Source organism: Candidatus Pelagibacter sp. Uisw_121 (assembly GCF_047722545.1).
Lineage (GTDB): Bacteria > Pseudomonadota > Alphaproteobacteria > Pelagibacterales > Pelagibacteraceae > Pelagibacter.
On sequence record NZ_CP159816.1, the window covers coordinates 1,318,509 to 1,338,111 of the forward strand.

General features: G+C 29.2%; 15 protein-coding genes and 3 pseudogenes. 16 read left to right on the top strand and 2 right to left on the bottom strand.

Annotation, left to right across the window (positions count from 1 at the left end):
- Positions 1–16: 16 nt before the first annotated feature.
- Together rsmI and ABXT52_RS07110 are read left to right on the top strand one after the other, a co-directional pair.
- On the top strand, positions 17–880 hold the full coding sequence (gene rsmI, locus ABXT52_RS07105; RefSeq protein WP_415271850.1) for a 16S rRNA (cytidine(1402)-2'-O)-methyltransferase: 864 nt from the start codon (positions 17–19) through the stop codon (positions 878–880).
- Positions 870–1,463 carry a BON domain-containing protein gene (locus ABXT52_RS07110; protein WP_415271851.1) on the top strand — a complete coding sequence of 198 codons (594 nt, stop codon included), beginning with the start codon at positions 870–872 and terminating at the stop codon, positions 1,461–1,463. The genes rsmI and ABXT52_RS07110 overlap by 11 nt, the downstream gene beginning before the upstream one ends.
- Here the strand turns inward: ABXT52_RS07110 and ABXT52_RS07115 are convergent.
- Positions 1,460–3,746, bottom strand: a pseudogene (locus ABXT52_RS07115) (NADP-dependent malic enzyme). The gene ABXT52_RS07110 and the pseudogene ABXT52_RS07115 overlap by 4 nt on opposite strands.
- A 50-nt stretch (positions 3,747–3,796) precedes the next feature.
- Here ABXT52_RS07115 and murJ point away from each other — a divergent pair.
- The 4 genes and pseudogenes from murJ (at position 3,797) to ABXT52_RS07135 (ending at position 8,045) form a co-directional block, all read left to right on the top strand.
- Positions 3,797–5,323, top strand: a complete 1,527-nt coding sequence (gene murJ / locus ABXT52_RS07120) for a murein biosynthesis integral membrane protein MurJ (RefSeq protein ID WP_415271852.1) — start codon at positions 3,797–3,799, stop codon at positions 5,321–5,323.
- Between the two features lie 2 nt (positions 5,324–5,325).
- Positions 5,326–6,328, top strand: a pseudogene (gene trpS / locus ABXT52_RS07125) (tryptophan--tRNA ligase).
- Between the two features lie 56 nt (positions 6,329–6,384).
- Positions 6,385–6,927, top strand: coding sequence for a NifU family protein (locus ABXT52_RS07130; protein ID WP_415271853.1), 543 nt, complete (start codon positions 6,385–6,387; stop codon positions 6,925–6,927).
- A 2-nt stretch (positions 6,928–6,929) separates the two neighbouring features.
- A complete protein-coding gene (locus tag ABXT52_RS07135) occupies positions 6,930–8,045 on the top strand; it encodes a glucosaminidase domain-containing protein (protein WP_415271854.1) in 1,116 nt (371 codons plus the stop codon).
- On the opposite strand, the gene ABXT52_RS07140 is transcribed toward ABXT52_RS07135, so the two are convergent.
- On the bottom strand, positions 8,042–9,040 hold the full coding sequence (locus tag ABXT52_RS07140) for a polysaccharide deacetylase family protein (RefSeq protein ID WP_415271855.1): 999 nt from the start codon (positions 9,038–9,040) through the stop codon (positions 8,042–8,044). The genes ABXT52_RS07135 and ABXT52_RS07140 overlap by 4 nt on opposite strands.
- A gap of 7 nt (positions 9,041–9,047) precedes the next feature.
- Here ABXT52_RS07140 and ABXT52_RS07145 point away from each other — a divergent pair, with 7 nt between their 5' ends.
- From ABXT52_RS07145 to rbfA, 10 genes and pseudogenes are all read left to right on the top strand, one after another.
- Complete coding sequence (locus ABXT52_RS07145) at positions 9,048–9,434, top strand: peptidase M22 (protein ID WP_415271856.1); 387 nt, start codon at positions 9,048–9,050, stop codon at positions 9,432–9,434.
- Between the two features lie 8 nt (positions 9,435–9,442).
- Complete coding sequence (locus ABXT52_RS07150; protein WP_415271857.1) at positions 9,443–9,853, top strand: Fur family transcriptional regulator; 411 nt, start codon at positions 9,443–9,445, stop codon at positions 9,851–9,853.
- A pseudogene (gene miaB, locus ABXT52_RS07155) lies at positions 9,831–11,199 on the top strand (tRNA (N6-isopentenyl adenosine(37)-C2)-methylthiotransferase MiaB). The gene ABXT52_RS07150 and the pseudogene miaB overlap by 23 nt, the downstream one beginning before the upstream one ends.
- 3 nt (positions 11,200–11,202) lie before the next feature.
- Positions 11,203–12,204 (top strand): PhoH family protein, encoded by a 1,002-nt coding sequence (locus ABXT52_RS07160; RefSeq protein WP_415271858.1) that lies wholly within the window; start codon positions 11,203–11,205, stop codon positions 12,202–12,204.
- Positions 12,197–12,658, top strand: coding sequence for an rRNA maturation RNase YbeY (ybeY, locus tag ABXT52_RS07165; protein ID WP_415271859.1), 462 nt, complete (start codon positions 12,197–12,199; stop codon positions 12,656–12,658). The genes ABXT52_RS07160 and ybeY overlap by 8 nt, the downstream gene beginning before the upstream one ends.
- A gap of 1 nt (position 12,659) precedes the next feature.
- Entirely contained in the window at positions 12,660–14,204 is a 1,545-nt protein-coding gene (gene lnt, locus ABXT52_RS07170; protein WP_415271860.1) for an apolipoprotein N-acyltransferase, read from the top strand.
- Positions 14,197–15,366, top strand: coding sequence for a methionine adenosyltransferase (gene metK / locus ABXT52_RS07175; protein ID WP_415271861.1), 1,170 nt, complete (start codon positions 14,197–14,199; stop codon positions 15,364–15,366). The genes lnt and metK overlap by 8 nt, the downstream gene beginning before the upstream one ends.
- Positions 15,367–15,464: 98 nt before the next feature.
- Positions 15,465–17,018: a transcription termination factor NusA gene (gene nusA, locus ABXT52_RS07180; RefSeq protein ID WP_415271862.1), complete on the top strand. Its 1,554-nt coding sequence runs from the start codon at positions 15,465–15,467 to the stop codon at positions 17,016–17,018.
- Between the two features lie 10 nt (positions 17,019–17,028).
- Positions 17,029–19,233: a translation initiation factor IF-2 gene (gene infB / locus ABXT52_RS07185; protein WP_415271863.1), complete on the top strand. Its 2,205-nt coding sequence runs from the start codon at positions 17,029–17,031 to the stop codon at positions 19,231–19,233.
- Positions 19,233–19,601 carry a 30S ribosome-binding factor RbfA gene (gene rbfA, locus ABXT52_RS07190; RefSeq protein ID WP_271480381.1) on the top strand — a complete coding sequence of 123 codons (369 nt, stop codon included), beginning with the start codon at positions 19,233–19,235 and terminating at the stop codon, positions 19,599–19,601. Before infB ends, rbfA begins: the two co-directional genes overlap by 1 nt.
- The last annotated feature ends 2 nt before the right edge of the window (positions 19,602–19,603 follow it).

Here is a 19,603-nt window from a genome sequence, read left to right on the forward strand (position 1 = left end):
TAACGTTTATAATTTAATGATTCTAGATACAGACAGCATAAATAATAAAATTAAATGTGGCCTTTACATAGTTTCTACACCGATTGGAAATTTAAGTGATATCACCTTAAGAGCCCTAGAGGTGCTTAAAAAATCAGATTATATACTTTGTGAAGATACACGCACTTCAAAAAATTTATTAGATCGTTATGAAATTAAGTCTAGGCTTATTTCAAATCATAAATTTAATGAAAAAAAAAATCTATCTAAGATTATTGAAATTTTGAAATCAGATTGTATTGTTTCTCTAATTTCTGATGCAGGAACACCTTCAGTTTCAGATCCAGGTGCAGTATTGATTAATGAGTGTTTAATCAATAAAATTAATATTTATCCAATACCAGGAGCTTCTGCAGTTTCATCAGCTGTATCAATAAGTGGTTTTAGTGAAAAATATTATTTCTATGGATTTTTTCCTGAAAAAAATAACAAACTGAAAGAAGATTTTGAAAAACTGAGAAACACAGAGGGTTGTATTGTTTTTTTTATATCACCAAGAAAATTTAATAGATCGGTTAAAGATATAAAAGAATACTTTCTGGACAGAAAAATTTTAATATGTAGGGAAATGACCAAGTTTTACGAAGAGTTTATTAGGACTGATGTTAATAAACTTGAAGTATTTAAATCTGACCCAAAAGGAGAATTGACAATTGTTATTTCTGAAAAAACAAAGGAAAGAAACTCTTCGATAATTTTAAAAGAATCTGATAAAAAAAATATTCGAAAAATGATTAAAAAACTAAGTATTAAAGATATTACAGATTTAATTAGTCAAAACTCTAATGTGCCAAAAAAAGAAATTTATAATTATTGTTTAAAATTAAAAAATGAAAAATAAAATTATTTTAATAAGCTTAATCTTTTTAATTTTTACAGGATGTGTGGGTATAAGTTCAAAAGGTATATTTGGAACAGGTGTTAGTGTTGCACTTGACCCAAGATCTTTAGGTACTCAAATAGATGATTCTGTTATGCAAAAAAATCTAGCAGCAAGACTAATATTGAGAGATAAAAATTATTTAATATCTTTAAATACAAAGGTTTTAGATGGAAGAATTTTTTTAACTGGTAAAGTAGATGACCCGGAAGAAAAACTTCAAATTACTAAGTTAGCATGGGAAACTAAAGGAGTTAGATCGGTTAAAAATGATATTAAATTAAAAGAAGATTTTAACTTTCAACGATCAGCAAAAGATTTATTAATAACTTCTCAATTACGTGCGGCTTTAATTCTTAACAAAAAAATTAATTCAACGAATTACCAAATAGATACTTATAAGAAAAAAATATTTATTTATGGAATTTCTTTGACAGCAGAAGAAAAAAAAATAGTGATAAGTGAGGCAAAAGAGATACTTGATGTTGAGGATGTTATAGCAAGTATAGTCTTGGCTGAAGATTTAAGAATTCAAAAGAATTAATTTTTTTTATAATCAATTACATCTGCGGAGTAAGCGGCAACAGAAGCTAAATTTATAATCTCAGAGGTAGAAGATCTTAAAGGGGCTATTTCAATAGGTTGACCTAAGCCGATTAGAAGTGGGCCAATAACTTTTGTATCACCCAAGCTTTTCATCATTTTATATGAAATAGCAGCACTATGTTGCCCGGGCATTATTAAAATATTTGCATTTCCAACAATACTTGAAAAAGGATATAGTTCTTTGTATTCTTCATTTAATGCAACATCTGGCTGCATGTCCCCATCAAAATCAAAATCTACACTTTTATGCTTTAAAATTTCAACAGCTTTTTTTATATGCTTAGTTCTACTCGTTAGAGGCTGACCAAAAGTAGAGTGAGAAACAAAAGCAACTTTTGGAACAAAACCAAACATTTTAACCACTCTTGCAGATGAAATTGCGATCTCAGCAAGCTCTTCTGAACTTGGGTATTCATTTACGCTTGTGTCCCCAACAAAAATTGTTTTTCCTTTTGCAACAACCATGTTTAATCCAAACATGATTTCACCTGGTCTAGCATCTATAACTTGTGTAACTTTATCAAAAGAGGCTCCAAATCTTCTAGTATTTCCAGTGACAGCACCATCTGCATCACCACAGGAAACCATGCAAGACGCCCATATAACTCTGTCATTTCTAACCAATCTATCACAGTCTCTTTCTAAAAGACCTTGCTCTCTTTGCATTTTTTCAAATAAAAAATTTACGTACTTTTTTCTTTTTTTTTGTGTCTTCAGAATTAACTATTTCGATATCAAAGTTTTCATTGTAACCAATCTCTTGTATTCTTTCTTTAATTTTTTCTTTTTTACCAACTAAAATTGGAACCCCTAACTTTGAATTTTTAAATGCAATTGCAGCTTTAAGGGTATTTTTGTCTTCGCCGTCTGCAAAAACGATTCTTTTTTGATTTTTTTTAATATAAGAATTAATACCCTGCATAATTGTAAGGGATGGGTTAAGTCTTTGTTTTAGTTGCTCTTTATATGTTTCAAAATCATCAATATGTTTCCTTGCAACTCCACTATCCATTGCAGCTTTTGCAACAGCCGCTGGTATTACACTAATTAATCTTGGGTCAAAAGTTGATGGAATTATATAATCTTTTCCATAATGAGGCCTATCACCACCCATCGCAGCTACCACTTCATCAGGAACATCTTCTCTTGTAAGTTTTGCTATTGCATCTGCAGCAGCTACTTTCATTTCTTCATTAATGGTTTTTGCCCTAACATCAAGAGCTCCTCTAAACACATAAGGAAACCCTATTAAATTATTTACTTGATTGGGATAATCTGATCTTCCTGTTGCTATAATTGCATCGTCTCTAACTTCCATTATTTCTTCAGGAGTTATTTCTGGATCTGGATTAGCACAAGCAAAAATTATGGGATTTTTTGCCATTTTTTTAACCATACTTTTTGAAAGAGCACCTTTTGCAGAAAGCCCCAAAAAAACATCAGCACCATTAATTGCTTCATCTAATGTTCTAAATTTTGTTTCATTAGCATGGGAAGATTTCCACTGGTTTAACCCTTTCCTTCCTCGATAGATAACCCCAGATCTATCAACCATAATAATATTTTTTTGAGGAACACCACTATTTTTAAATAAATTAGTACAAGCCATTGCTGACGCACCAGCACCATTTACAACAACTTTAATATCATTTATTGATTTGCCACTAATATTAAGAGCATTAATTAATGCCGCTGTTGTTATTATTGCTGTTCCATGTTGATCATCGTGAAAAACAGGAATGTCTAAAATTTCTTTTAATTTGTCTTCAATAACAAAACAATCTGGAGCAGCTATATCTTCTAAGTTTATTCCCCCAAAGCTGCACGCAAAATTTTTAATACTATTAATAATTTCATCAGGGTCTTGAGAGTCAATTTCTAAGTCTATAGAATCTATGTCAGCAAATCTTTTAAACAAAACTGCTTTACCCTCCATTACAGGTTTAGATGCCAGGGCACCCAAATTACCCATTCCTAAAATAGCTGAGCCATTACTTATAACTGCAACTAAATTTCCTTTAGATGTATAATCATAGGCAGTTTCTGGATCATCAGCAATTGCCTGTACTGGTACAGCAACACCTGGAGAATAAGCTAGTGCCAAATCTCTTTTAGTAGTCATTGGCTTAGAAGAATTGATCTCAATTTTTCCAGGTTTATTCTTGCTGTGGAAATCTAAAGCTTCCTTATCAGTGTAATGGTCTGTTTTAGTTTTTTTCATTTATGTTAATTAGATATACAAATGGGACGAATTTAAGACTAATATGATTTATGAACCTAATTAAGTCAACAGGCACATTTAGTTTTTTTACAATAATAAGCAGATTATTGGGTTACCTAAGAGATATATTGATAGCTGTTTTTCTGGGTGCAGGCCCATTAGCAGATACCTTTTTCGTGGCATTCAGGATACCAAACACATTTAGACGATTATTTTCAGAAGGAACATTTAATGCAGCTTTTGTGCCTAGTTATTCATCAGTATTAAATAATAAAAGAAAATCACAAAAATTTGCAAATAATATTTTTACATTATTGACAATAGCGTTGTTTTTTTTAGTCCTTGTTATTGAGATAATGATGCCAATATTTGTCTTTTTGATAGCACCAGGTTTTGATGGTGATTATCAAAAAATGGAATTAGCTATAACTTTGACAAGAATTACTTTCCCTTTTTTAATATTTATTAGTTTGGCATCTTTTTTTTCTGCTATTTTAAATTCGCATAATAAATTTGCCATAGCTTCGGCCGCACCTATAATTTTGAATATTCTTTTAATTGGAGTATTAATCTTTGGAAAAATTTTAAATGATCAATTAGTATATTATCTGTCTTATGCCGTAACAATCTCAGGGATCTTACAGTTTATTTTCTTGTATTTTTTTGTAAAGAAATACTTTACTCCTAAAATTAATTTGTCATTTAAAATTGATAACAAAATTAAACTTTTTTTTAAAAAATTACTTCCTAGTATTTTTTCTTCTGGCGTTACTCAGATAAATATTTTAGTAGGGACAATCATTGCATCTTTTCAAGCTAGCGCAGTATCTTATCTTTATTACGCAGATAGAATTTATCAAATAAATCTTGCTATTGCAGGAATTGCAATAGGAACAGTAATACTTCCTCAACTTTCCAAACATGTTCAGAGTAATAAAAAAGAAAAAATAAACTTGATTCAAAATAAAGCACTAGAGTTAAGTTTGTTTTTAAGCATTCCAGCATCACTAGCATTACTTATTGCGTCTGAAGAAATTATATCTTCTTTATTTGGGTATGGTTCTTTCAATGAATTAAGCGTTATAAATTCTGCAAAAGCTTTATTCTACTTTGCAATTGGATTACCAGCATTTTCTCTTATTAAAGTTTTTTCAGCTTTTTTTTTCGCACGACATAATACAAAGGTTCCTTTTTATATTTCTTTAACTTCTGTTTTGTTGAATGTGTTTATTAGTGTAGTTTTTTTTAAGGAAATTGGGTTCATAATTATACCAATAGCAACCACTATATCATCCTGGTGTAACGCCATTTTATTATTCATTTTTTTAAAAACAAAAAATTTATTCAGTTTTAATTTAGTATTTTTAAATAGCTTTATTAAGATTTTATTAGCTTCAGTGTTAATGGGAATATTCTTTAATTATGTAATTCATTTTTTTAATGACAAGTTGCTTTATGAAGCAAGCTTTAAAGCTATTTATTTAATTGGTGCAGTTGTATTAGGATTAATATTTTATATTGTGATTGCAATTTTAATCAAGGCTTTTAAAAGAAGCGATATTAATTTAAACTACTAGTCATGGGTAAAAAAATTTTTTCAGGAGTCCAACCAACAGGAAACCTTCATCTAGGAAACTATCTTGGTGCAATCAAAAACTTCGTAGAACTCCAAAATGAAAAAGAAAATGAATGCATTTTTTGTGTTGTTGATCTGCATGCAATAACAGTTAAGCAAGACCCAAAAGAATTAAAAAAAAAATATCAGAGAAACTGTGGCTACATTTATTGCATGTGGAATTGATCCGGCACAAAGCACAATCTTTAATCAATCGATGGTTTCAGCACACTCAGAAGCTGCGTGGATTTTAAGTTGTGTTTCAAGAATGGGTTGGCTTAATAGGATGACACAATTTAAAGAAAAAGCTGGAAAAGATAAAGAAAAAGCTAGTATTGGTCTTTATTCATACCCAGTCTTGATGGCTGCAGATATTTTGCTTTATGATTCAACTCATGTTCCAGTTGGAAATGATCAAAAACAACATCTAGAACTTTGTAGAGACATTGCTCAAAAATTTAATAACGATTTTGAAGTAACAGATTTTTTGAAAGTACCAGAGCCATTAATTCAAAAACAATTTTCTAGAATAATGAGCCTTAAAGATGGAATAAAAAAAATGAGCAAGTCAGATCCATCAGATTTAAGTAGAATTAACCTTACAGACAATAAAGATGAAATGATAAATAAAATAAAAAAAGCTAAAACAGATCCATTACCTTTGCCAGAAACAATTAATAATCTAGCAGAAAGACCAGAAGCAGAAAATTTATTGGGAATTTATTCTAGTTTAAAAAACCAAAATTTAGAAAAATCTATAACTGAATTCAATGGAAAAAACTTTTCAGAATTTAAAGAAAAATTATCAGAAGTTTTAATTGAAAGAATTGGACCAATTTCAAAAGAAATTAAAAAGTTATTAGAGGATCAAAAGTTCTTAGATTCAGTTTTATTAGAAGGATCTAATAAAGCAGATAAAATTGCCTCAAAAAAGATGAAAGAAATGAAAGAATTAGTGGGTTTTTAATTAAATATATTTATTAATTGGTTTAAATTTAGACATTTACCTCTATATATAAATATATGTTTGTTCAGACGGAAGTAACACCAAACCCTAATTCACTTAAGTTTTTGCCTGGAAAGGCAGTTTCCAATAATGGGTCATTTGAAGTAACAAAAAAAGAAGAAACCGATAATGAACTGGTAAGAAATATTTTATCAATTAATGGAGTAACAGGCGTATTTTTAGGAAACGATTTTATATCTATAAATAAAATTGAAGAAGTAAATTGGGAAGATATTAAACATATAGCTATTTCGCTGATTAATGATTTTTATTCTACAGGAAAAGATTTTGTAATTGCTGATGAGTTGCTTGGAGAAAAAAAAGAAGAATATACTGAAATTGAAAAACAAATTATAAGTATTTTAGAGTCAAAGATTAGACCTGCTGTTGCAAAAGATGGGGGTGATATTAAGTTTAAAGAATTTAAAGATGGAATTGTTAAAGTAGAATTACAAGGGAGCTGTTCTGGATGCCCAAGCTCAACAATGACACTTAAACAAGGTGTACAAAATCTTTTGTGCCACTATCTACCTGAGGTAAAAGAAGTAGTAGCAATATAAATATGAAAAAAAATAAGTTTTCTATTTTAGAAATAAAAAAATATCTAAAAAAAAAAGGATTTAGCGTAAGTAAGCAAAAAATTAAAAATGAAGTTATTGGTCTTGATGTTTTGTCAAAAACATTTTTAGCTAGTCTGATAATAATTTCAATTTTTTTTATTACTCCATTAACAATCGATCTTACAGAAGAAAAAAAGATATTATCTAAAAATTATGAAGATATTTCTAAACAAAATCAAAAAAAAATATTAAAGAACCAAGACCTAAAATTAGACGATGGTTTAGATGAAAAATTTTTATTTGAAGATGTACTCACATTTGATGAGCAACCCAAGGATAGTGTGAGATTGAGCGCGGCTACAATTGAAGAGTTATTTAAATCAACAGATTATAATTTAGAAGATATAAGAAAAAATAAATTAGTTAAACCAATCTCACTAACCATATTGCCATCTGAGATAACAAAAATAGAAAACACTAAAAAAAGAAAAGATTTCTTTATACAAATTATCTTACCATTAATCTTAGCAGAAAATAATAATATTAAATCAGACCGAAATAAGCTTTTTAGTGTTTTAAAGAAAAGTAAAAACACAAAAGCAGAACAGGGCTGGCTAAATTCAAAATTTAAACAATATGGGGTAGTAAACAAAGATTTATCTACTTTAAAAATTAGAATGGATGAGGTGCCGGTTTCCATGGCAATTGCTCAAGCAGCAAAAGAAACTGGCTGGGGAACATCAAGATTTGCGCAAGAAGGGAACGCGTTATTTGGTCAATGGACTTGGTCTGGTGAGGGAATAAAGCCATCCGGAGCCGATGATGATAGTACACATAAAGTTATGAAATTTAATGTATTACAAGCCTCTGTAAAAGCGTATCAGAGAAATTTAAATACACATTCGAGCTATAAAAATTTTAGAGGCGCTAGAGCCGAGTTGAGAGGTAATGGTAAGAAATTAGATAGCATGATTTTATCGAAGTATCTTGATAAATATGCAGAAACTGGAAAACAATATGTTAAAATTTTACAACAAATAATTGAACAAAATAATCTAATTGATTTTGATGATGCTAAATTAATGCCTTTAAGTATTGAGCTTAACAGTTTAATTTAATTCTGTTTTATTGAAAACTGCACACCAAACCATCTCCATTTTCCATTATCATTAAGTGAACAATTAACCCTACCTCTTCTGAATGTAAATTTTTCTCTAAAGTTTAATTTCATTACATTTTTATTAAAAGTAATATTTGACTTATCCCATCCATTTCCCTCGTCAGAAAAACAATTAATATTTTCTATATTTTTTTGATTTTCAAAAAATTCAACAGATAGCTTTGGTGGATTGTTATTTGTAATATATTTATCTTCAGGGTTTAAAGACTTGTATTGAAGGGGACTAAGATTAACTAAAAATTTAAATCTTTCTAGGTCACCATATTTTTCATTAATTGGAAATCTAGGTAATTCATGAGGATCTTTGTTAACATCCATAACACCAGAATGTTGACCAAAAGCAAAAGTAAAATTTTTGGAAATAAAATCCTTTATAGTTTTGCTATATTCACCAAATGGGTATGAAAAAAAAATTGGATTATAACCTAAATGCTGATTAAAAATTTTAATTGAAGTATTGATATCAGACAAAAAATTTTTTGTTTCTAGGCCAATTAAATAACCATGTGAATGTGAATGATTCCCAATATACACAAATGGCTCTTTCTCTATTTCTTGAATTTGTTCCCAGCTCATATAGCCAGTTTTACCTACAGCTTCAGTTGAAACAAATAAAATAAAAGGAATTTTCTCACTCTTTAAATATGGCCATGCAACTTTATAAAAAGATAAAAATGCATCGTCTATAGTAATAAGTATTTCTTTTTTATTTTTTGTAATACCAAATCTTTTTGATAAATATTTTGGATCATAAAACTTATAATTTAAGTTATCTATTATGGACATTTGTTTTTTGAAAATATCCATTCGTATATTTGTTGTAGGATACTTATTTTCATCAAATCGGTGGTACATTAAAGAAAGAATGCCGCTATCTTCAGAATAATATTTGATATTATTTTCTTCTGCATTACAAATGATGGCAAATAACATTATTATAATGAAAAATTTAATAGTAGATGCCACAAGAGATAAAATTTTTTTAACACTCATAGTTGATGAAAATATTTATACTTGTAGTCATGAAAATAGTAAAATTAATTTTGAAAAATTAATGATCTTAATTAATGATTTTTTAAAGGTAAATTCTTCTTCTTTAGATCAAATTGATGTTATTTATGTTAATAGAGGTCCAGGTAGTTTTGCAGGAATTAGAAACTCGTTAGCGACAATTAAAGCTTTATTTCTAACTAAAAAAATCAATTACTATTGCTTTAGTTTTGAGGATTTTAAGGGATTTGATTTAGTTCAGTATGAAGATGTCCCTAGTTTATGTGAAAAATTTAAAATTAAAAAGAATTTGATTAATCCTATTTATTTAGGTTAAAATTAAAAATGTCAGAAAATATTGAACAAAAATGCTTAGCCAAAGGGGTCAAACTTACAGATCAAAGAAAAATTATTGCAAAAGTAATGTCAGGGTCGAACGATCATCCAGATGTAGATGAACTTTATAATAGAGTTTCAAAGATTGATCCAAAAATAAGTATTGCCACAGTATATAGAACAGTAAAGCTTTTTGAGGAATCTGGAATTTTAGCAAAACATGATTTTAAAGGGGGTAAAGCTAGATACGAAGAATTAAATGAGGGACATCATGATCATTTAATAGATGTTAAATCTGGGGAAATTATAGAATTTGTTGATGAAGAGATAGAAAAGTTGCAAGAGAAAATTGCAGACAAGTATGGATATCGATTAGTCGATCATAAATTAGAATTATATGGGGTTAAAAAAAAATCTTAGCATAATGTTAAAAAAAATTTTTATTAAAACATTTGGCTGTCAAATGAATGAATATGACTCAAACCGTATATTTGATACAGTAAAAAAAATTGGTTTTGAAAAAACTGATAAATATGAGGATGCAAATTGTTATCTTCTAAACACCTGTCATATTCGTGATAAAGCAAAAGAAAAGGTTTACCACGAAATAGGAAGAGTTAAAAAAATTTTTAGAGAGAAAAAAAAACCAATCGTAATTGTTGCAGGATGTGTTGCCCAAGCTGAAAATCAAGAAATGTTAAAAAGAGAACCTTATATTGATATTGTAATTGGTCCGCAGTCATATCACAAAATAAATGAGACAATATTAAACCATTCAAAAAATAAAAAAAAAGAGGAAGAAACAGAATTTGATACAATCTCTAAATTTAATTATTTAAGTAAGATTAAAAATAAAGACAGTAAAGTTTCTTCATTTTTAACGATTTAAGAGGGTTGTGATAAATTCTGTCATTTTTGTGTAGTGCCCTATACACGTGGACCCGAATATTCCAGACCTTTTGATCAAATCATAAATGAAGCAAAGGAATTAATTCAAAGTGGTGCAAAAGAAATTATTTTATTAGGGCAAAATGTGAATGCATATAGCTATAAAGATAAAAATAAAAAATTTAGATTATCTGATTTATTATTAGAGCTAGAAAGCCTTAGTGAGCTTGAGAGAATCAGGTACACTACGTCTCATCCTAAAGACATGACTGACGATTTGATAAATGTTTATAAAAAATCAACCAAACTAATGCCTTTAGTCCATCTACCAGTACAGAGTGGATCAAACAAAATTTTAAAACAAATGAATAGAAAACACACTATTGAAGAATATTTAATAATTTATGAAAAATTAAAAAAAATTAATCCCAATATAGAGTTCTCAAGTGATTTTATTATTGGATACCCAGAAGAAAATGATGATGATTTTAAATATACGATGAAATTAATTGAAAAAGTAGGGTTTATTAATTCATATTCTTTTATTTTTAGTCCAAGACCAGGCACTGTAGCTGCTGATTTAGAATTAGTAGATAAAAAAAAAATCTAAGGAAAGATTAGAAATAATCCAAAAAAAATTGTTTGAAAATCAGATAAATAAAAACAAATCTCTAGAAGGTAAGACGCTTAATGTTTTGGTTGAAAATAAAATGAAAGATGGAATTAAATTATTTGGTAGAACTGAGTTTATGACATCAGTAATTTTTGATGGCAACACAGACTGCATAGGGAAAGTTATGCAAATAGAAATAACAAATAGTAATCAAAACAGCTTATTTGGCATATTAAATGAAAACTACAAAAAGAAGGTAGCCTAAAAATTGAATAAAGTAGCACCAAAAAAAATTAGTTCTATTTTAAAATTTGTCTATTCTGATAACAATTCTTTGAGCGTTATATTTCAAGACAATGATTTATTAATGGGCGTTGTTGGTGAATTTAATGAAAATTTAAAAGAACTAGAAAAAATTACTGATACTAACCTATATTCTAGGGGTAATTCTATTTTGATAAAATCTACACCAAAAAAAAATGAAATTACAAAAAATGCTATTCAATTTTTAGCCAACCAGTTTGTAAATAATGGAAGTATAGAAAAAAAAGATATACTTTCTTCAGTAGATGAATTTATGATTAAAGAAAAAGTAGAAAATCAAAATGTTTTAGACATAATTAAAACTCCTAAAAAATCAGTTATTCCTAGATCTGAAAGACAAAAAGAATATGTCAGAGCCTTAAGACAAAGTGATATTGTTATATCAGCAGGTCCCGCAGGAACGGGCAAAACATTTTTGGCTGTTGCAGTTGGACTGACATTGTTACTTGATAAAAAGATTGAAAGAATTATTTTATCAAGACCTGCAGTTGAAGCTGGTGAAAGATTAGGTTTTTTACCTGGAGACATGAAGGAAAAAGTAGATCCCTATCTAAGACCTTTATATGACTCTCTATATGATCTTTTTGATTTTGATAAAATTCAAAGAATGATTGAAGTTGGTGATATTGAAATAGCACCACTAGCATTTATGAGGGGCAGGACTTTAAAAAATTCTTTTGCGATTTTAGATGAAGCACAAAATGCAACAGATACACAGATTAAAATGTTTCTAACGCGTATTGGAGAGAATTCAAAGATTGTTATAAATGGTGATCCATCCCAAATCGATTTGCCCCATAAGAACATGTCTGGATTGAATAGATCTAAAAAATTATTAGGTCATTTAGATGAAGTCTCAGTGATAGATTTTGATCACTCCGATGTAGTTAGGCACCCCCTAGTCTCTAAGATTGTAAAGGCATACTCAGATCAAGAAAATGATTAAAATTGATGTGGTTTCAGAGTGCACTCTCTGGAACAAAAAAATTAGGAAAAATAGCACTTTTTTTAATTCCATTATAAAATTTTTTCCAAAAAAATATAAATTTATAGGTAACAAAATAAATCTAACAATTTTACTTTCAAATAATAAGAATATTAAAAAGCTAAATAAAGATTTTAGAAATAAAAATAAACCTACAGATGTATTATCATTTCCATTTGAGAAAAAATTTAACCCAAAAAAATCAAATTATCTTGGTGATGTAGTAATTAGCTATGAGTTTATGAATAAACCAAAAAATCAAAAGATTTTAGAGTTTAAGCAAAAAGTTGTTAAAATTTTTATTCATGGTTTTCTTCATTTATTAGGACACGACCACACAAAACTAAAAGACTTTAAAAAAATGAGTAAAGAAGAAGATAAAATTTATAAATTTATTAAAACAAAAGTAGCTTAACTTGTTTAAAAAAAAATTTTTAAACATATTATATATATTTTTTTTAGGTGCTATTAGCTCTTATAGCTTGCCACCTTATAATTATTTTATAATTAATTTTTTTACTTTTTCATTATTCTTTATTTTTCTTTTTACAGAAAAAAAAAAAAACTCAAATAATAAATCTTTCTTTAAATATGGATGGTTTTTTGGTTTTGGTTATTTTTTATGTAGTTTATATTGGATTGCAATTTCATTAACTTTTGATGAAAGTTTCAAATTTTTAATACCAATAGCTATTGTTTTATTTCCTGCTTTTCTGGCAATATTTTATGGATTAATAACTTATTTGTTTTCTGTTTTTTATTCTAAAAATGTTGTTAGTACATTTTTTATTTTTTCAATTTTATATGGATCTATTGAATTTATTAGAGGGTCCATTCTTACTGGTTTTCCATGGAATTTAATTGCTTTTAGTTTTTCAGAAAGTATTTATTTTATTCAAATTCTTTCGGTAATTGGAACTTATTCTTTTAATTTAATCTGCATATCTCTGTTTACTTTGCCAGCTATATTTATCTTAAGAAAAACCAGAAAAGAAATTATTGTCTGTTTTTTCTTTATAATAGTTTCTGTAAGCTTTTTAGTTTTTGGGAATTTAAAATTTAATCAATTTAATACTATGACTAATATTAAAAATAATTTTACAATAAGAGCTGTATCACCCAATATTAGTTTAGATCGATTTTATTCAAGACAGGACGAATTAAAGATTATCCAAGAATTAATTACCTTGAGCAGTCCAAAAAAAAAAGAACCAACGATTTTTTTATGGCCTGAAGGAATTATTCCGGACAGTTATTTAAGAGATATGGATATCTATAAGGAATTGTTTTCAAATAGTTTTGGGAACGCTGATCTAATTATCATGGGTTTAAATAGCGTAAAGACTAAAAATAGTGAAAATTTATTTTTTAATTCATTGGCAGTTTTTAATAATAAATTGGATTTAATTCATAGTTACAATAAGATTAATTTAGTTCCATTTGGAGAGTTCACTCCATTTGAAACAGTTCTTGGTTTAATAGGACTTAAAACAGTAACCAACGAATACCAATCTTTTTCAAAAGGTAACAACTTAAAAGCACTCTCAATAAAAAATGATAAGATAGAACTAAAATTACTTCCCTTAATTTGCTATGAAATTATTTATTCTAATAGATTATTTAAAGACAAAAACTTTGATTATATAATCAACATTTCTGAAGATGGGTGGTTTGGTAATTCTATTGGTCCCAAACAACATTTTTCACATAGTATCTTTAGATCAATTGAAAGTGGAAAGTATATAATTAGATCAGCAAATAATGGAATATCTGCCATTATTAATCCAATTGGTATTATAGAAAAAAAAGTTGAATTTGGCTCTACTGGTTATGTTGATTTTAAAGAGAGCAAAGTCATTAAATCTACGCCTTATATGAATTATGGGGATAAGATATTTTTTATACTTATTTTATTATATATTTTTTTAATTTTTTCATTTAAGAAAATTGAAGATGAGTAACTTAAAAAAATTTTTATTTACAAGTGAGTCTGTTTCAGAGGGACATCCAGACAAAGTGTCAGATCGTATTTCTGACATGGTTGTGGATAGCTATCTTTCAGGTGATCCTTTTTCAAGAGTAGCATGTGAAACTTTAACCACTACAAACAAAGTTGTTTTGGCTGGAGAAGTAAGAGGACCGAGCATCAAAGAGGAAGATCTTATTCAAAAAGTAAGAGAATGCATCAAGGATATAGGGTACGATCAAGATGGTTTTACTTGGAGAGAAGCTACAAAAATAGAAAGCCACCTTCACGCACAATCTGCAGATATAGCAATGGGTGTGGACTCATCAAGTAATAAAGATGAAGGAGCTGGTGACCAAGGAATAATGTTTGGTTATGCCTGTAATGAAACTGAAGAATTAATGCCTGCACCAATTCATTATTCTCATGAGATTTTGAGATTAATGGCAGAAGATAGAAAATCTGGAAAATTAAAAAATATTGAGCCAGATTCGAAAAGTCAAGTTACGTTTGAATATGTTGATGGAAAACCAACCAAAGTAAAATCAGTTGTTATATCTTCACAACACTCAGCAGATGTAGATCAGGCTAAAGTTAGAGAATTATTAAAACCTTATTTATTAAAATCAATTCCAGAAAAGTTTTTGAAAGATTTTAATGAAGATGAATTATATATAAACCCAACTGGAAATTTTGTGATTGGTGGTCCGGATGGGGATTGTGGCTTAACAGGTAGAAAAATTATTGTAGATACTTATGGTGGAGCAGCACCTCATGGTGGGGGAGCTTTCTCTGGTAAAGATCCAACCAAAGTGGACAGATCAGCTGCTTATGCAGCAAGATATATTGCTAAAAATATTGTTGCATCTAACATTGCTGAAAGATGTTTAATTCAACTAGCATACGCAATTGGAGTTTCTAAACCTTTATCAATTTATGTAGATTTATTTGATAATGATTTAGAAAAAAATAAATTTGTAACAGAAAAGATCTCAGAAAATTTTGATTTAAGCCCGAGAGGCATAAGAGAAATGCTAGACTTAAATAAACCTATTTATGAAAAAACAGCAGCTTATGGTCACTTTGGGCGAGTGCCTGAAGCTAACGGTTCATTTTCATGGGAAAAAACTGAAAAAAAAGACGTTTTTTCTAAATAGTTGCTATTGAATTAAAAAAAAATCTTTATATATTGCCCTTACATTATTGAAATTGCAGAATGGGCCTTAGCCCATTTTTTTTTGGAGCTAATAAAATTATGTTAAATAGAAGATCAGATAAATTAGAACTATTAAGAATTGCTGAAGCAGTTGCTTTAGAAAAGTCTATAGATAAAGAATTAATTATTGACTCCATGGAAACTGGAATTGCAAAAGCTGCCAAATCAAAATTTGGACAGGACAATGAAATTAAAGTTTTAATAGACAGAGAAAGTGGTGATATTGGAATTTTCAGAAAATTAATAGTTGTAGAAAAACCAGAAAATACAAATACAGAAATTAATCTTCAAGATGCAATCATTTTAAATGAAGTAAACAAAGATAAAAAAATTGGTGACGAAATTTTACAACCGCTTCCCTCTTTTGATTTCGGAAGAATAGCTGCGCAAACAGCAAAACAAGTTATTAGTTTTAATGTAAGAGAAGCAGAGCGTGAAAGACAATACAATGATTTCATAGATAAAAAAGACACAATTCTAAGTGGAATTGTTAAACGTCTAGAGTTTGGAAATGTGATAGTCGATTTAGGTAGAACTGAAGCAATTATTCAAAAAAATGAAATGATCCCTAGAGAAAATATTAAAGCTGGTGATAGAGTTAAAGCTTATTGTTATGATGTTAAAAGAGAAGCTAGAGGACAACAAATCTTTTTATCAAGAGCACATCCGAAATTTATGGAAAAATTATTTGTTCAAGAAGTTCCTGAAATTTATGATGGTTTAATTGAAATCAAATCATCAGCAAGAGATCCTGGAAGTAGAGCAAAAATCTGTGTTAAAGCAGTTGATACTTCATTAGATCCAGTAGGAGCTTGTGTTGGAATGAGAGGATCAAGAGTTCAAGCAGTAGTTAATGAATTACAAGGAGAAAAAATTGATATTGTTAACTGGTCTGAAGATCCAGCAATAGTAGTTTCAAATGCATTGTCACCGGCTGAAGTTCAAAGAGTAAACGTTGATAGTGTTGCAAAAAAATTAGATGTAATTTTAACTGAAGAAAATTTAAGTAAAGCAATTGGTCGTAGAGGTCAAAATGTTAGGTTGGCTACTAAATTATTAAATTATGAAATTAATATAATGACTGATGCAGAAGATTCAGAAAGAAGACAATCTGAGTTTAAAGAAAAAACTGAAAACTTTGTTAAAAATTTAGAGTTGGACGAAACATTGGGACAATTACTTGTTGCAGAAGGTTTTTCTTCAATCTCAGACATTAAAGATAGTTCACCAGAAAGTTTAATGAAAATTGAGGGTATAGAGGAAGATACTGCTAAGGCTTTGATTGAAAGAGCAAAAGAATTTTACCAAAAAGATCAAGAAGACATCACTCAAAGAATTAAAGATTTGGGGCTTCAAGATGATCTTATAAATCACAAAGGACTAACCCCAGGAATGCTAGTTACTTTAGGAGAACAAAAGATTTTAAAATTAGAAGATTTTGCAGACCTTGCCTCCGATGAATTAACTGGTGGTTATGATGTTGTGAAAGGTGAAAGAATTAAGATCCAAGGATACCTTGAAGATTTTGCTTTATCAAAAACAGAAGCGGATGAATTAATTATGTCTGCAAGAAACATAATTTACAAAGATTGAGTAATGAAATATGGAAAACAAAAAAACAAAATTAACACTTTCTGGTATAGCCAAGAAATCGATAGAGAATATAGAGTTAGCAAAAACTCAAAGTAAAAATTCCGTTGTAATTGAAAAAAAACCTAGCAAATTTGCCCCTAGAGGTAACTTTACTAGACCTGCTAGTGTTAGGTCAAAACCAGCATTAACAACTACAAGTAGCTTTCCTCCCAGAACTACATCAACACCCAAACCGTCTTCTCCAATAACTAATGATTATGAAAAACGTAAGTTAGCTGAGCAAAGGGCAACTAGAAGACTCAAAGGGGACACAGGTAAACCTGAAACTAAAAAAAGAGAATTAAAATTAACAGTATCAAGAGCATTAAGTGATGAGATTGAAGCAAGATCAAGAAGTATGGCTTCGCTTAAAAGAGCAAAATTAAAAGAAAATAGGGAACTTACTAAAGAAGAAATTCAAGAAAGCTTAAAGCCAGTAAAAAGAGATGTGAATATTCCTGAAGCAATAACAGTAAGAGAGTTATCCAATAGAATGGCCGAGCAATCAAATAATGTAATCAAACATCTATTTGGAATGGGAGTTACTGTTACTATCAATCAAACATTAGCAGCAGATACTGCTGAATATTTGGTAAAAGAATTTGGTCATAATCCAATTAGAGAAGCAAAAGCAGAAGAAATCATTCAAAAAATAAAAGAGTCTAGATCTGAAAATTTAAAGAATAGACCACCTATCGTAACTGTGATGGGTCATGTGGATCATGGAAAGACTTCGGTATTAGATGTTTTAAGAAGTGCAAATGTTGTTTCTGGTGAATTTGGTGGAATAACACAACATATTGGTGCTTATCAAATACAGCACGAATCTAATAAACTAACTTTTATTGACACACCAGGTCATGCTGCATTTACAGAAATGAGAGCAAGAGGATCAAAATTGACAGACGTTGTGGTATTAGTAGTTGCTGCAGATGATGGTGTTAAACCTCAAACAATTGAATCTATAAAACATGCTAAAGCTGCGAACGTTCCAATAGTTGTAGCAATTAACAAGTGTGATTTACCAGAGGCAGACCCACAAAAAATAAAGAACCAGCTTTTAGAATATGAACTTATTGCAGAAGATCTATCGGGAGATACTTTGATGGTTGAAATTTCTGCAAAAAATAAAAAGAATTTAGATAAGTTGGTAGAGTCGATTATTCTTCAAGTAGAAATTTTAGACTTAAAAACTGACTTTGAGTCTAAAGCAACAGGAATTGTTTTAGAATCTAAAATTGATATTGGTAGAGGAGCGGTTGCAACAGTTGTGGTTACATCTGGAACAATTAAAAAAGGTGATTTTTTTGTTAGTGGATTAAAATGGGGAAAAGTAAGAGCTTTAATTAATGATAAAGGAGAAAACGTTAATGAAGCACCACCATCAATGCCAGTTGAAATTCTCGGAATTAATGGGGCAGCTAAATCAGGAGATGATTTCATTGTCTTAGACTCAGAAAAAGAAGCCAAAACATTAAGTGAGACTAGAGCAGAGGAAACTAAAACTGGTGGAAGCCCTTTAACTTTTGCAACTCAAGATTCAGCTTTTGCTGACAAGTCAGCTGCAGAATTAAATATTATCATAAAATCAGACGTTCATGGATCTGCAGAGGCAATCAAAAGTGCTATCAATCAAATTACCCATGATGAAGTAAAACTTAAAATAATTTTATCTGATATTGGAATGGTAACTGAAACAGATGTAACTTTAGCAAAAGCATCTAATGCTGCATTAATTGCATTCAATGTTAAACCAAGTAAGGAAGCAAAAAAATTAGCAGAAAATGAAAAAATTGTAATATCTTCTTATAATATTATTTATGAAGTTTTAGATTATATTAAATTAAGAATGTCAGGACTTCTTGCTCCAGATGTTCAGGAAAAAATTATTGGTACAGCTCAAATTCTAGAAATTTTCAAAGTTTCAGGTACAGGAAAAGTTGCAGGCTCAAAAGTAACCGAAGGTGAAATAACTAGTGGCGCAACTGCTAGAGTAGTAAGAGATGGAGCAATTATTTATACTGGTAAGATAAGTACTATTTTTAGAGAAAAAGATCAGGCAAAACAGGTTAGTAATGGTCAAGAATGTGGAATAACGCTTAAAGACTTTATCGATTTCCAGAAAAACGATACAATAGAGGCGTATAGTACGACTTCAACTGAAAGAACAGTATAATGGCTGATAGAATAGGAAAACCAGTATCACAGAGACAATTGCGTGTTGGAGAGATGATTAGGCAATCTTTAGGCATGATTTTTGCCAGAAATGAAGCTAAGGTCCCGAATTTAGAAACTAACACTATAACGGTTACCGAGGTAAAAATGAGTCAAGACCTTAAAATTGCAAAAGCTTATGTATTACCACTAGGTGGTAAAGATACGGAGTTAGTTATTAAAAAATTAAAAGAATATTCTTTCTTAATTAGAAAAGCTTTATCTAAAAAAATAATTATGAAATATTTACCAAAAATACTTTTTGCTAAAGACGACTCTTTTGAGTACGCAGAAAAAATAGAAAACTTAATAAAACAAACAAACAAATAAAT

What these genes read in the sequence shown, in the direction of transcription:
- rsmI (WP_415271850.1), top strand. Translation starts at nt 17, where the DNA reads ATGATTCTAGATACAGACAGCATAAATAATAAAATTAAATGTGGCCTT.
- ABXT52_RS07110 (WP_415271851.1), top strand. Translation starts at nt 870, where the DNA reads ATGAAAAATAAAATTATTTTAATAAGCTTAATCTTTTTAATTTTTACA.
- murJ (WP_415271852.1), top strand. Translation starts at nt 3,797, where the DNA reads ATGAACCTAATTAAGTCAACAGGCACATTTAGTTTTTTTACAATAATA.
- ABXT52_RS07130 (WP_415271853.1), top strand. Translation starts at nt 6,385, where the DNA reads ATGTTTGTTCAGACGGAAGTAACACCAAACCCTAATTCACTTAAGTTT.
- ABXT52_RS07135 (WP_415271854.1), top strand. Translation starts at nt 6,930, where the DNA reads ATGAAAAAAAATAAGTTTTCTATTTTAGAAATAAAAAAATATCTAAAA.
- ABXT52_RS07140 (WP_415271855.1), bottom strand. Translation starts at nt 9,040, where the DNA reads ATGTTATTTGCCATCATTTGTAATGCAGAAGAAAATAATATCAAATAT.
- ABXT52_RS07145 (WP_415271856.1), top strand. Translation starts at nt 9,048, where the DNA reads ATGAAAAATTTAATAGTAGATGCCACAAGAGATAAAATTTTTTTAACA.
- ABXT52_RS07150 (WP_415271857.1), top strand. Translation starts at nt 9,443, where the DNA reads ATGTCAGAAAATATTGAACAAAAATGCTTAGCCAAAGGGGTCAAACTT.
- ybeY (WP_415271859.1), top strand. Translation starts at nt 12,197, where the DNA reads ATGATTAAAATTGATGTGGTTTCAGAGTGCACTCTCTGGAACAAAAAA.
- metK (WP_415271861.1), top strand. Translation starts at nt 14,197, where the DNA reads ATGAGTAACTTAAAAAAATTTTTATTTACAAGTGAGTCTGTTTCAGAG.
- nusA (WP_415271862.1), top strand. Translation starts at nt 15,465, where the DNA reads ATGTTAAATAGAAGATCAGATAAATTAGAACTATTAAGAATTGCTGAA.
- infB (WP_415271863.1), top strand. Translation starts at nt 17,029, where the DNA reads ATGGAAAACAAAAAAACAAAATTAACACTTTCTGGTATAGCCAAGAAA.
- rbfA (WP_271480381.1), top strand. Translation starts at nt 19,233, where the DNA reads ATGGCTGATAGAATAGGAAAACCAGTATCACAGAGACAATTGCGTGTT.